This is a genomic window from Micromonospora xinjiangensis (assembly GCF_056150165.1).
In genome coordinates, this window is record NZ_JAXCFO010000005.1 from 508,108 (window position 1) to 520,037 (window position 11,930).

Genomic DNA, 11,930 nt, shown 5'->3' on the forward strand with positions numbered 1-11,930 from the left:
AACGGTCCGGGGCACGGCCGGCCGGGCGCCACGGCCGGCCGGGCACCGGCGCCGGAGGTGCTCAGACGTACGGGCGGGTGGCGTAGGCCGCCTTCAGGGCGGACAGCCCGGTCGCCTTCGGCGACAGGGTGCCCCAGCCCGAGTTGAAGTAGTTCGTCCGCACGATCCGCGGTCCCCGCTCGGCGTTGAGCCTGGCGACGGCCGCCGGCACCGTGGCGATCCAGGCTGCCTGGTTCGGGATCTCGGCGACCCGGACGCCCCACTCGGCGATGATCACCGGGCGGGAGAGCGCCACCGGGCCGAGGTCGGCCACCGCCCAGTCCTTCGTGCGCCGGAAGCGGTCCAGCGCCGTGTGGCTGGCGTTGGTCGCGTACACGTTCCACTGCAGGTAATCGAGGCGCGCCATCAGCGACTCCGGGTGGGTGCGCTGGAAGCAGGCCCGGTCGAAACCGCCCAACCCGACGGAGAAGGTGCTACCCGCCGGCAGCGAGCGCGCCTTGAACCAGTTCACGATGTACGTCATCGCCTGCACGGCCCGGGCGTCCGACTCCGCCCACGTGTAGGCCCGCCCCGCCTCGGACGTGCCGAACTCGTGGTCGGTGTCCAGCTCCGAGGCGAGCTGGATGTTCACCGGGAACCCCATCGCGCGGTACTGCGACAGCGCGCGGGCCAGGAGCCCGTCGCACTGGCCGGCGAGCACCTGGCCGTAGCCGTACGCCTTGGGCCAGGTCGTTCCCGGGCGCTGCTGGATGGTCATGGCGGGCGCCGGGACCGTGTACGACACGCCGTCCACCGTGAAGGTCTGCGGACCGGCGTTGGGCGCTCCGTAGTGCTTCAGTTCGAGCACCATGTTGACCTGGATGCCGGACTTGCCGAGCGTCGTGAGCCACTGCCGCTGGTAACCGGGGAAGACGTACCCGTCCGCGAAGCTGCGGTACTGGGTCAGTGACCGGAAGTTCCCGCCGGCGATGTCGGCCGTCGGGTCGGCGCCGCCGGAGAGGTAGTAGCCGCCGAGCACCGGTGGGGCGATGGTGTAGTTGGCCGCGGCGGTGGCGGTACGCCCACCGGAGTCGCGGACCGTGACGGTCACCCGGGGCATCACGCCACCGCCCGGTAGACGGCCACCGAGCCGTTGTCCGACAACCGGGTCCAGGCGCGGCCCGAGTCGTCGGCGACGGTGACGGTGAGCGGGTCGATGACCGCCGTGACGCGCACGGGGGCGCTGCTGTTGCCCTGCGCGTCGCTGACCACGATCGTGAGGGTCAACGGTCTCGTGTCGGCGTCGCCGTAGGTGACGGTCAGGGTCATCTGGTCACCCGGTGAGTAGGTGGACGCGTTCAGGGATGCGGTCGCGGTGGGAGCGGCCATGCCGGCCCCTCCTTCCTTGCTCTGCGCCGGACCGGCTGGTGGCCGGTGGGCCGGCGGCTGTCCTGGGTTGCGGCGACGACCGGAGCCGCCGGGGATGCCGGGCGGCGGTTCGTCGCGTACGACCGGCCGGCCCGTCGTCCCACCCGGGGGCGGTGCCGCGGTGCGGCAGGGGCGGGTGCGGTGGATGCCGGTCGGTCCGGCCGTGCCCGGCCGCGACGGCGCGGCCGGCGCACGGCGATGCCGGAGGTGGTGACGTCGGTGTCGTGGGCGGTCCCGGGCGCCCGGGACGGTGTCACCGGGCGCGACCTCAGGGGGACGTGCGGGCCGGCGCTGCGCTACGCCGGGACCGCCGCCGTGGCGTGGCCGGGCTCGGTGGTCGCGGTGCCGGCGGGGACGCTGCTGTCGCCGCCGGACCGGAGGAATCGGATGTGGCCCGCCATCCGCACGCCTCTCACCTGCTACAACAGTGCGACGGAAAGACCCCCGGCGTCCTGTCAGCTATCGGACAGCGAGGGACGAGGGCGGGCCCGGACGCCCCGATCGGGGCGAGGTTTGGCGCACGTGCCCGTGGGCAAGCACGGTCGATGATCCGCCTGCCCGAGAAGCCGGTCGAGGCGAGCGTGACCGTGGACCGCCCCGTCGCGGACGTCTTCGCCTTCTACCGCGACTTCGCGAACCTGCCCCGGTTCCTGGGCGACGTCATGGCCGTCGAACGGCTCGGTCCCACCACGTTCCGGTGGACCATCGAGGGTCCGCTCGGCATCCGGGTGAACTCCACGGTCCGGGTGACCGAGGAGCGCACCGACGAGCTGATCCGCTACGAGACGGCCGGCATGCCGGGGACGAGAGCCCACTGGGAGGTGCACTTCACTCCCGGCCGGCACTGCACCGAGGTGCGCGAGGTGCTGAGGACCCCGCTCGGCGGGCTGGGCCACAGCGTGCTGACCCTCCTGCGCAAGCCGCCCGACGCGGAGGTGGCGGCGAACCTGCGCCGGCTGAAGCAGGTCATGGAGACGGGGCGGGTGACGGACACCGACCACGCGGTCGCGGGCAAGTTCGACCGGTCCGGTGACGGCACACCCTCATGACGTCGGCGTCGCGGTGACGCAGGTGAGCGTGCGGCCCCGCCCGCGAGCCTCGGACGACCGGGTGGTGGCGAACCCCCGGCCCCGGAGCAACCGCTCCGTCGAGCTGAGGTTCGCCGCGGAGTGCGCGGACCCGGGCCGCTCGCCGAACACGTAGAGCCGGCCCTCGGGAGCCAGCAGGCTCCGCACCCGGTCGACCTGGCGCGCCGCGTCACCCAGCCAGAACAGGCTGACATTCACCGCGTAGATCTTGGTGAAGTAGCCGCTCGGCAGGTCGGCCGACTCGAACTCGGCGGACCGGATCTCGACGGTGCCGGACCTGATGTGGCCGGCGTTGCGTTCGGTCGCGAGCCGCGCCATCGTCGCCGCCCGGTCGATCGCCACGATCCGGCCGGTGGTGAGGCGCCGCGCGACCAGGGAGACGGCGACCCCGCGACCGCATCCGATCTCCAGAAGCCGGTCGTGGGGTGCGACGCCCATCGTCTCCACGGCCCACCGCTGCCGGTAGGTGGCACCCGGCTCCCGCGCCGCCGGGTCCGCCGACGCGACGGGGTCGCCGATTCCCCGATGGTGGGTCGGCAGGCCGCATCTCATCACATCACCCGCCGGGCCGGATTCCGCTCACACACCGATTGCACCTCTCTGCCGGCCGCGCCGCACCGTGCCCTCGGTCACCCCGCACGCGCGACGCGAGCTGCCGCCCACCGCGACGCTCACCTCGCCGCCCGACCCGTCCGGCGGCGAGGTGACGCGGCCGACCGGTCAGGAGGCCGCCGCCCCGCGTACGGCCCAGGCACGGGCGGTCAGCCGGATCGCACCGTCGGCGCCGGCCGGCACCCGGACGGCCAGCAGGTCCCGCAGCGCGGCGCGGTGCGCCTCGGGCAGCGACGCCACGTACGCCGGGGCCGCGCCCTGCCCGCCCAGGAACGGTGACCAGTAGTCGTCGAAGTCGGCGAAGTCGGTCGGAACCTCGACCGGACGCACCGACACCGACCGCAACCCCGCGTCGACCCAGAGCGCCCCCAGGGCGTCCGGGGCGCAGACCGCGAAGCGGCGGGCCTCGTCCAGCTCGGACACCGCCGGGTCCAGCTCGACCGCCGCGTCCCAGAAGTGACGCATCAGGGCCATGCCGTCGGCGTAGTCCCAGACGTACGCGGCCGCGACACCGCCGGGCCGCAGCACCCGGGCGAACTCGGCGGCGGCAGCCGACGGGTCGGGTACGAAGTTGAGCGCCAGCCCGCTGACCACCACGTCGACGCTGCGCTCCGGCAGCGGTAGCGCCCGGGCGTCACCGACCTGGAAGGCCACCCGCGGGTCGGCGACCCGGGACCGGGCGTCGGTCACGAACCCGTGGGACGTGTCGACGCCGACGACCTGCCTCGGGTCGGCGAGGGCGAGAACGGTGGCCGACAGCGCGCCGGTGCCGCAGCCCACGTCCAGCCAGCGCCGGCCGGTCGGCACCGCCAGCCAGCGGACGAACTCCTCCGCGACCCGGCGGCTCCACCGGCCCACGTACGCCTCGTACGCCTGCCCGTCCGCCCACACCTCGCGCGTCATCCCGGAACCCTACGGCACGTCGGGCCCGCGGAACACCACGGCACGGGCGAGGGGGTACGCGCGCGACGACGCCGCCACCGGTGAGCCGATCGGTTGCCGGGCGGTCGACGACCGGCCGCGGCCGGACCCGGGCCGGACGCGCCACGAGCCGCGGATGCGCTCGTCCGCGTGCCGGCCACGGGTCCGGCCCGTGGCCGTCACAGCATGACGGCCCGGGGCTCCAGGAAGCCTTCGAGACCGAAGCTGCCGTATTCGCGGCCGAGGCCCGACTGCTTGAACCCGCCGAACGGGGACAGTGGCTCGTAACCGCCGTTGATCGACACCCGGCCCGCCTCCAGGCGGGACGCGACCCGGCGTGCCCGCGCGGCGTCGCTGGAGAAGACGTAGGCGTACAGACCGTAGGTGGTGTCGTTGGCGATCTCGACGGCGTGGTCCTCGTCGCGGTAGGTGATGACCGACAGGACCGGCCCGAAGATCTCCTCGCGTGCGATCGTCATGTCGTTGGTGACGTCGGCGAACACCGTCGGGCGCACGTAGTACCCGTCGGGGAGCCCGTCGGGGCGACCGGGTCCGCCCACGACGATCCGGGCGCCCTCCTCGACACCGCGGTGGATGTAGGACTGGACACGTTCCCACTGCCGCCGGCTCACCATGGGGCCGATGGCGGTGGCCGGGTCGCGCGGGTCGCCGACCGGGTGGTCGGCCACCAGCTTCGTGACGAGCGCGAGGACGTCGTCGAGTTGGTTCTCCTGCACGAGGATGCGGGTGCCCGCGGCGCACGCCTGGCCGCTGTTGACGAATCCGGCCCCGAGCGCGCCGGTCACGGCCTCCTCGAGGTCGGCGTCGTCGAGGATGATCGACGGTGACTTGCCACCGAGTTCGAGCGTCAGACTCTTCAACGTGTCGGACGCCTCGCGCATGATGATCTTGCCGACGTCGGTGGAGCCGGTGAAGGAGATCTTGGCGATGTCGGGGTGCCGGGTGATGGTGGTCCCGACGACGTCGCCCCGGCCGGTCACGATGTTGAACACGCCCCTGGGGAGTCCGGCCGCGTGCAGCGCCTCGGTCAGGACGTGGGTCTGCGTCGCGCTCATCTCGCTCGGCTTGACGACGACGGTGCAGCCGGCGGCCAGTGCGGTGGCGAGCTTGTCGGCGATGAAGAACGCGTCCGAGTTCCACGGGCTGATCAGGCCGGCAACGCCGATCGGTGCCATCTCCACGACGGCGTTGCCGACCTGCCGGGTGAACTCGAACCCCTCCAATGTCTTGATCATGTGGGCGAACGCGCCCACGACCCCCTCGACCAGGTACGAGTTGCGCACCGGCCCGCCGTACTCCACCACGACAGCTTCCCGGATGTCCTCCAGCCGCGCGGCGACCGCGTCGTGAAGCCGGCGTAACGCGTCGATCCGCTCTTCTCGCGACGTCGCGGACCACCCCGGCAAGGCACGCTTCGCGGCCGCGACGGCGGCCTCGGCGTCCACCTCGTCGGCGAGTTGGACCTGTCCGACAACCTGCCCGGTTGCGGGGTTGTACAGGTCGAACAGTTCCGTGCCGTGCGGGGTGACGAACTGTCCGTCGACATAGATCTTGTTGATCATGTGGTATGGCATGGTGATCGGTCTCCTGGTGTGTCTCACCGCCGGATCCAGGGAGATTCGGCCGGCGTGTGTGGTCGACGGCCCGCGGGGCTCGCCCCGGGCGCGTCGGTGTCAGCGGCCCGCGCGGAACGCCACGCCGGGCCGGTCAGTGGGATGTGACCTATTCGGACCGCGCCGCGGCCGCCGCTCGCAACCGCTCGTCGTCGAAGACGATCTCGACGAGCGGGCTGTGGGCGAACCACACGTCGAAGCTCTGGCGCCGGCCGACCCGCGCCGCGACATCGGGCCGGTTCTGCAGGTCGAGGACCGCGGTGATCACCCGCCGCCGCGTCTGCTCGTCGACCGGCACCGCGGTCGCCGGCAGGTCGGCCGTGACCCCGTGCTTCAGATGGACCACGAACCGCGGATTGGCTCGCAGGTTCGCGTACCAGCTACGGGGAACAGGCATGCCGGTCAGGTACCAGCGGCCGTCGACCCGGTGCAACCACACCTCGACGCGGCGGGGGACTCCGCTACGTCGGCCCACTGTGGTGATGTCGATCGTGCGCTCGGCCGGGGAAGAGTCCGGCCCGACAGCGAGGGCGCGGATGACGGCGTCGTCCACGGTCACGGCCGGCTCGACTGCTCGTCGCCGAGAGGCAGGTGGCCGCCCTTGGCTCCGGGCCGCCCCGACGTGCGGTGCTTCATGTTCTCCCCTTGAACGGGCGGCGAGCGTTCGACGATCGGTCAGCGGCCTCATCACTCGCCCCTTTCTTCTTCGTTGGAATTGCTTCCCGAATCCGTGATGGCCTTCGGTGTCTCCAATACAAGCGACGCCGAGACACGGGGGCTAGCGCGATTCTGTTGCCTTATTGCACGATCCTCGTCGCCCGGGCCGCCGTCAGGGCAGCGCCGCAGGAGCGGGGACGGCTCCAGCGCGCATACGGGCCGCGTCGACGCTGGGCGGAGCACCGAACTGACGCCGGTACTCCCGGCTGAACTGGGACGGATTGTCGTACCCGACATGTTTGCCGACGCCGGTGACATCGTGCGGACGGGTCGCCAGCAGCAACCTCGCCGCCTGCAGCCGGATGTGCTTCTGGAACTGGATGGGGGCCATTCCCGTGACCGCCTGGAAGTTCTTGTGGAACGCGGGCACGCTCATTCCCGAAAGCCGTGCCACCTCCTCGACCCGAAACGGCCGGTTGTAGTTCTCCCGGATCCACCGCACGGCCCGCCTGATGTGCGCCAGGCTGCTGTCGGCCAGGCCGAGCTGACGGACGACGTCCCCCTGCTCGCCGGTCATCAACCGCCAGAGAATCTCCCGCTTCACCAGCGGGACCAGTACCCTCCGGTCCCCCGGCCGGTCGAGCAGACGCAGGAGCCGCACGATCCCGTCGAGCAGATCGTCCGAGGCGTCGGTGACCGCGATTCCCGGGCGCACCACACCACGGGATCTCGGTAGATCCCCCGGCCCGGCCTCCAACAGCAGCTCCGCGATAGCGGCGGGTTCCAGAGTCATTCCGAAACCGAGTGCCGGCCGGCCCGGCGCGGCATCGACGAACTGCCCTGTCACGGGCAGGTCGACCGAGGCGACGAGATACTGACCGGGGCCGTACTCGTAGACACGGTCTCCCACCGCCAGCCGCTTGACGCCCCGGGCAACGAGCGCCAAAACCGTGCCGGACATCGACGAGCCCGGCTGAACCGTATCGTCGGCCTTACAGATCCGGACACCCTCGATGGCAGTGGTCAAATCCGGACGCGCATGCCGTTCCAGCAGGCCGCTGAGCTCGCCTGACACCATTTCACCAGTGCAGCACAGAACCCGCGCCAGCCGCCGGGCGGCGAAAGAATCGTGCAGGCATCGGAGAGTTACGTGCAACGCGGGGCGGACGGAACCCGCCCGAACTCCGGGTAGCGCCGCATCCGCCGTCAGGTTCTCCCACGTCGGGCGCTGTTGGTGGGGCGGGCGGGACTCGAACCCGCGACCGAGGGATTATGAGATCAAGATGAGCAGCCCGGTGAGCTGCGCGGATGGCGTTCTAGAAGCGGAAACGGCTCTCGGCATCTCACACTGCTTGCCTGCCTTTCGCCGTCCTTCTGCGGACTGGATGCGGACCGCACCCCTCCTGAGGGTCTGTGGCCGATTGCGGGGCTACCGGACTGGCAACCCGAGCCTACGATCCAGCGCATGAACGTGACGCGGGTCCGCCTGCTTGCCTGCATGGTCATGCCGCTCCTGGCGGCCTGCGACGCCGCGCCCTCCGGCCCGCTAACGGCCGCGTCGGTCACCTACAGCTGCTGTGAGGCCCAGGACGTCGACAGGCCGTACCAGCCTGGCCAGACCTTGACTGTGCACTGGACCGTCGAGTCCCCGGAGGAGCCGGGACGAACCCCACCGCAGGTTGAGTTGACCGCACGCCTGACCGGTCCGTTCGCCACCGTAGGTGACCTAAAGGCCGCCACCGAAGGCACCCCAAACCTTCCGGGGCTGGTCACCTTCGTGGCCGCGCCGGTTCGACCATCCGGCACGCCCGATGAACGTCCCGTCAGCACCGTCGTTATCGGTCCCGACGCGAAGCCGGGTTACTACAACCTGGTCACCTCCGTGGTCGACGGCGGCAACACGGCGAGCGGCGGCGGCAGCGTCGTCCAGGTAGTGCCCAAACCCTGAGCGTCGTGGCTCGCGTCCCCATATGCGTCAGGCAACTGACCGACCTGGGGATTAGAAGAAGATCGCGGATGGCTGGTCAGGTAGCTGCTTCCCAAGTCAGCCCATCTGTCGTTGTCGGATGGCGTCGCCGTCAGCCGGTGGTCTTGGCTGTATGGCTGGCTGTACAGCGCTCAGTCCTCGCGTCGGCCGCAGGGCGCTAGGTGCGCTCGTAACCACAGACGTCGTGCAGCCAGTGATCGAGATATCGCTCGACCGCACAGCGGTCCGCCTGGTCCACGCCAAGCCAATCCTGCGCTGCCTGCCTCATTGCGGCTTCAGCCTGGTCCGCCTCGTCCGGCTTCAGCTCCACCCAGTCGGTCAGGGCTCCCCATAAAGCGCAGAGATCTCCCGCAAGCTCCCCCGCCTCGACTGCGCGTCCAGCCTCCTCCCACAGCCGCAAGCCAGCCGCGTACACGTCACTCGCCTCGCCAACCTCTGTTGCCAGGAGGTGCATGCGAGCAAGGAACGCCGGCTGCTCTGGGATCGGAGGGACCTGCGTCATGCGGGAACCATACGGCCTTAAAGCGGATCTCCTCGTCGGGCAGTCGTAGACCTTCCAGCCTCCCTGGACGGGGACAAGGTGGAGCGCCCTACTGGACGAACGACCTTGGCCCCGTCCAGGGAGGCTGGTAGCCCTTGTGGTGCCCGTCGAGGTGATCTGCGGCGGCATCTCTGAGGAGGGCCGGGGTTCGGGGCAGAGCCCCGAGGTCTTCTGATTGTGTCGTCCCTCAGCGTGGCCGGCCGGCCCGGCCGATGCCGGCCGAAGGTCGCCAGCAGGCCGGGGCCGGGCCGGCGCGGCCCGCTTGCGGGCCGCCTTGATTCTGTAGAGGGCAATTCGGCAACCACCTATGCCCAGCATCGCCGGTACCATGGCGTACATAGAGTGCGGCTCACTACCCGGAGGTTGCCCATGTTCGCGTTGGTAGTCCGTTTCGACCTCAAGGATGAGGATGCTGCGGCTGGCTTCGATCGGCTCGCGGCGGAGACGCTGCCCGGCATCCAGCAGGACGAGCCGGGCACGCTCGTGTACGCCACTCATGGGGTAGAGGGTGAGCCGTTGGCGCGAGTCTTCTACGAGGTCTATCGGGACCGTGCGGCCTTCGACGCACACGAGCGTCAGCCTCACACCCTGCGGTTCCTGGCAGAGCGCGAGCAGTACTTGTCGGGCGTCCGGGTGGAGTTCTTGGACCCGCTTGGGAGCAAGGGTGTGAGTGGGTCATGAGTGACGGCACACCCTCGGAGCGGGCCGTTGGTCGACGGATCGCCTTCTACCGGCAACGTCGTGGGCTGTCGCAGCGGGAGTTCGCCCGCCTGATCGACCGTTCGGAGACGTGGCTATCCCAGGTTGAGCGCGGTGTGCGGAAGATCGACCGGATGACGGTCCTTGAACGTCTTGCGGGCGTTTTGGAGGTGCCGCTTTCCGAGCTGGCCCCCGAGGCACCGGTTGTCGCTGCCGCTCACGAGGAACTACCCGCCGCGACCGAGCTGGGCCTCGCGCTCAGTTCCAGTCACGCCCTGGCGGCGGTGCTCGGCACGAGCCACGAGCCGGCTGACGTCGATGAGCTGTCGGCCAGAGTCGCGGAGGCCTGGACGTACACGCACGCCTCCGAATTCAGCCAAGTGGGCGCCATGCTGGTGGGCCTACTGCCAGACCTGGAAACCGCAGCGCGGACGACGGAGGGTGAGGCGCAACAGGCAGTCTTTGCGGCTCTCGCGCGGGCTTACCATGCCTGCGCTGCGGTGCTCGCCAGGATGGCCGAGCCGGGCGCGGCTTGGGTGGCCGCCGACCGGGCGATCAGTGCCGCTGAGCGATCCGGGGACACGCTACTCATGGCCGAGGGAGCGTTTCGCCTGACACTGGTATTTCAGGCTGCTCGGAGGCTCGATCGCGCACAGCAGACGGCCGCCACAGCAGCTGCCGCCCTGGAAGATCGGGCGGAGGCGGGCGAGCCGGAAGCGCTCTCGATCTGGGGTGCCCTTCACCTGCAACTAGCCGTAGTGGCTGCCCGGCGGAACGATGCGGAAGCGGCCTATGAAGAGCTTGCGATCGCGCGTCGCGCAGCGGAACGGCTCGGGGTGGATCGGAACGACTACAACACTGAGTTCGGCCCGACCAACGTCGCGCTTCACGAGGTTGCGGTGGCGGTCGAGCTGGGGGACGCGGGTCGGGCGTTGCGGAGCGCCGCGAACGTCGATCCGTCCGGCCTTTCGCCTGAGCGACAGGGTCGTTTCCTCATCGATGTGGCTCGCGCTCATGCTCAGCGACGGAACGTGGCTGGTGTGGTCGAGACGCTTTCTCGTGCAGTCGAGGTAGCGCCGGAGCAAGCGCCCGCTCATCCACTGGTGCAACGGCTCATGACGGACATGCTGCGGTCGGATCAGGCCGATGAGCCGGGGCTTCGCGAACTTGCGGACCGGCTTGGCCTGAGCTGAGCTGAGCCAAGCCCACGTAGGACGAACTCGATCCCAACCCAATCGCCCGTTACCAACCCATCCGGTTGGTAACGGGCGATTTCTATGCGCGATCTTCGATCTCCCACACTCTAAGTCTTGCCCCGCACTAAAAGTGCGGCTAGCGTGATGGCATGCGGCGCGAGCCGCATCGAACGCCAGAGCCGGCCGAAGGTCGGCGGCAGATGAGAGGGAGTGGACAGTGGCTGTCCCGAACACGATCAAGGTTCCGGTTCCGTTCGACTACGTCTTCCCGCACGGTGCGCTGTGTCTGGGTGTGGAGCCGGTGACGGACTTCGACAAGCGCGGCCAGGGCGACGACCAGGCGCGTGACAAGGAGTCGGGCGAGCGCCTGTGGGTGGTCAAGGTTCTGGACCTGGACCCGGAGGCGGGGAAGTTCGGCGGGTCGAAGGAAGTGAAGGTGAAGATCGCCGCCCCGGTGCAGCCGGTGCCGCCGGCGTCGAAGATCCCCGGCTACCCGCCGGCGGTGGAGTTCACCGACGTGACCCTGACCCCGTATGTGGACTCGCAGCGGTGCAAGGACTCGGGAAAGTGCCGGGCGCGCCAGGCGTGGTCGATCCGCGCCGGGGCCATGAGCGAGCCCGCCGCGATCAAGCAGGCGGCCTGACCAGAACAGAACGCGCGGGGCGGGCTTCCTCCGCCAAGACGACTCCCGCCCCGCGCCTCACCTCGATCTCCTCGAAAGGAGTGGGTTGATGCCCACGCTAGCTGACGCTGCCCGCATCGCCGGAAACCCGCGCCCCGGCCCCCGCCGCACGACACACCGCCGCACGGTGATGCGCCTGGCCGGCCCCGGTATCCGGGCCGCCCGCGAGGTCTACACCACCGTCCCCGCCGACGCGGTCCGCGTCGCCGCGCTGGTGGAGATCTCCGCCGCCGCTGCTGCCCTCGCGCGGACGGTGGTGAAGCTGCGCCACCTCGACCCGGACTTGATCGCCCCGCACGTCGCAGACCGCGTCGACCTGCGGGCGGTCCTCGGGCGTGGCCGGTGGCTGCCGACCATGACCCGCCACGTCCCCGCCCCGCTGTCCGGACCCGTGGACCTGGCGGCGCTCACTCCGGCTCGCCCGTCCCCGCGCCGCCGGGTGGTACGCCGTCGACCGGCCGTCCCTGGGCAGGGTTCGCTGCTCGCCTCCATGCGGGAGGGCTGAG

At 70.5% G+C, this 11,930-nt stretch carries 14 protein-coding genes; 6 read left to right on the top strand and 8 right to left on the bottom strand.

Annotated elements, in window-relative coordinates:
• Positions 1–61: 61 nt before the first annotated feature.
• Together SM573_RS21195 and SM573_RS21200 are read right to left on the bottom strand one after the other, a co-directional pair.
• Positions 62–1,099 (bottom strand): hypothetical protein, encoded by a 1,038-nt coding sequence (locus tag SM573_RS21195; RefSeq protein WP_474612957.1) that lies wholly within the window; start codon positions 1,097–1,099, stop codon positions 62–64.
• The gene (locus SM573_RS21200) at positions 1,099–1,368 is read right to left on the bottom strand and encodes a hypothetical protein (RefSeq protein WP_474612956.1); all 270 of its coding nucleotides are present in this window, start codon (positions 1,366–1,368) and stop codon (positions 1,099–1,101) included. Before SM573_RS21200 ends, SM573_RS21195 begins: the two co-directional genes overlap by 1 nt.
• A gap of 584 nt (positions 1,369–1,952) precedes the next feature.
• Here SM573_RS21200 and SM573_RS21205 point away from each other — a divergent pair.
• Positions 1,953–2,456 carry an SRPBCC family protein gene (locus SM573_RS21205; protein ID WP_474612955.1) on the top strand — a complete coding sequence of 168 codons (504 nt, stop codon included), beginning with the start codon at positions 1,953–1,955 and terminating at the stop codon, positions 2,454–2,456.
• Here SM573_RS21205 and SM573_RS21210 read toward each other — a convergent pair.
• From SM573_RS21210 to SM573_RS21230, 5 genes are all read right to left on the bottom strand, one after another.
• Positions 2,451–3,047: a class I SAM-dependent methyltransferase gene (locus SM573_RS21210; RefSeq protein WP_474612954.1), complete on the bottom strand. Its 597-nt coding sequence runs from the start codon at positions 3,045–3,047 to the stop codon at positions 2,451–2,453. The two genes, SM573_RS21205 and SM573_RS21210, sit on opposite strands and share 6 nt — an antisense overlap.
• A gap of 168 nt (positions 3,048–3,215) precedes the next feature.
• Entirely contained in the window at positions 3,216–4,010 is a 795-nt protein-coding gene (locus tag SM573_RS21215; RefSeq protein WP_474612953.1) for a class I SAM-dependent methyltransferase, read from the bottom strand.
• Positions 4,011–4,207: 197 nt separating this feature from the next.
• Positions 4,208–5,623, bottom strand: a complete 1,416-nt coding sequence (locus SM573_RS21220; protein WP_474616873.1) for an aldehyde dehydrogenase family protein — start codon at positions 5,621–5,623, stop codon at positions 4,208–4,210.
• A gap of 148 nt (positions 5,624–5,771) precedes the next feature.
• A complete protein-coding gene (locus tag SM573_RS21225) occupies positions 5,772–6,221 on the bottom strand; it encodes a nitroreductase family deazaflavin-dependent oxidoreductase (RefSeq protein ID WP_474612951.1) in 450 nt (149 codons plus the stop codon).
• A gap of 270 nt (positions 6,222–6,491) precedes the next feature.
• Entirely contained in the window at positions 6,492–7,397 is a 906-nt protein-coding gene (locus SM573_RS21230) for an AraC family transcriptional regulator (RefSeq protein WP_474612950.1), read from the bottom strand.
• A 387-nt stretch (positions 7,398–7,784) separates the two neighbouring features.
• Here SM573_RS21230 and SM573_RS21235 point away from each other — a divergent pair, with 387 nt between their 5' ends.
• Positions 7,785–8,267 (top strand): hypothetical protein, encoded by a 483-nt coding sequence (locus SM573_RS21235; RefSeq protein WP_474616874.1) that lies wholly within the window; start codon positions 7,785–7,787, stop codon positions 8,265–8,267.
• 196 nt (positions 8,268–8,463) lie between these two features.
• Here SM573_RS21235 and SM573_RS21240 read toward each other — a convergent pair whose 3' ends face one another.
• The gene (locus tag SM573_RS21240; RefSeq protein ID WP_474616875.1) at positions 8,464–8,808 is read right to left on the bottom strand and encodes a calponin homology domain-containing protein; all 345 of its coding nucleotides are present in this window, start codon (positions 8,806–8,808) and stop codon (positions 8,464–8,466) included.
• A gap of 408 nt (positions 8,809–9,216) precedes the next feature.
• Between SM573_RS21240 and SM573_RS21245 the strand changes: the two genes are divergently transcribed.
• From SM573_RS21245 to SM573_RS21260, 4 genes are all read left to right on the top strand, one after another.
• On the top strand, positions 9,217–9,528 hold the full coding sequence (locus SM573_RS21245) for a putative quinol monooxygenase (RefSeq protein ID WP_474616876.1): 312 nt from the start codon (positions 9,217–9,219) through the stop codon (positions 9,526–9,528).
• Entirely contained in the window at positions 9,525–10,739 is a 1,215-nt protein-coding gene (locus SM573_RS21250) for a helix-turn-helix domain-containing protein (RefSeq protein ID WP_474616877.1), read from the top strand. Before SM573_RS21245 ends, SM573_RS21250 begins: the two co-directional genes overlap by 4 nt.
• 220 nt (positions 10,740–10,959) lie before the next feature.
• Positions 10,960–11,385 carry a hypothetical protein gene (locus SM573_RS21255; protein ID WP_474616878.1) on the top strand — a complete coding sequence of 142 codons (426 nt, stop codon included), beginning with the start codon at positions 10,960–10,962 and terminating at the stop codon, positions 11,383–11,385.
• 88 nt (positions 11,386–11,473) lie between these two features.
• Entirely contained in the window at positions 11,474–11,929 is a 456-nt protein-coding gene (locus SM573_RS21260; protein WP_474616879.1) for a hypothetical protein, read from the top strand.
• Position 11,930 lies beyond the last annotated feature (1 nt).

Coding starts and splice junctions, on each gene's coding strand:
- SM573_RS21235 (WP_474616874.1), top strand. CDS start 7,785: ATGAACGTGACGCGGGTCCGCCTGCTTGCCTGCATGGTCATGCCGCTC.
- SM573_RS21200 (WP_474612956.1), bottom strand. CDS start 1,368: ATGGCCGCTCCCACCGCGACCGCATCCCTGAACGCGTCCACCTACTCA.
- SM573_RS21250 (WP_474616877.1), top strand. CDS start 9,525: ATGAGTGACGGCACACCCTCGGAGCGGGCCGTTGGTCGACGGATCGCC.
- SM573_RS21195 (WP_474612957.1), bottom strand. CDS start 1,099: ATGCCCCGGGTGACCGTCACGGTCCGCGACTCCGGTGGGCGTACCGCC.
- SM573_RS21245 (WP_474616876.1), top strand. CDS start 9,217: ATGTTCGCGTTGGTAGTCCGTTTCGACCTCAAGGATGAGGATGCTGCG.
- SM573_RS21215 (WP_474612953.1), bottom strand. CDS start 4,010: ATGACGCGCGAGGTGTGGGCGGACGGGCAGGCGTACGAGGCGTACGTG.
- SM573_RS21260 (WP_474616879.1), top strand. CDS start 11,474: ATGCCCACGCTAGCTGACGCTGCCCGCATCGCCGGAAACCCGCGCCCC.
- SM573_RS21240 (WP_474616875.1), bottom strand. CDS start 8,808: ATGACGCAGGTCCCTCCGATCCCAGAGCAGCCGGCGTTCCTTGCTCGC.
- SM573_RS21205 (WP_474612955.1), top strand. CDS start 1,953: ATGATCCGCCTGCCCGAGAAGCCGGTCGAGGCGAGCGTGACCGTGGAC.
- SM573_RS21230 (WP_474612950.1), bottom strand. CDS start 7,397: ATGGTGTCAGGCGAGCTCAGCGGCCTGCTGGAACGGCATGCGCGTCCG.
- SM573_RS21220 (WP_474616873.1), bottom strand. CDS start 5,623: ATGCCATACCACATGATCAACAAGATCTATGTCGACGGACAGTTCGTC.
- SM573_RS21210 (WP_474612954.1), bottom strand. CDS start 3,047: ATGAGATGCGGCCTGCCGACCCACCATCGGGGAATCGGCGACCCCGTC.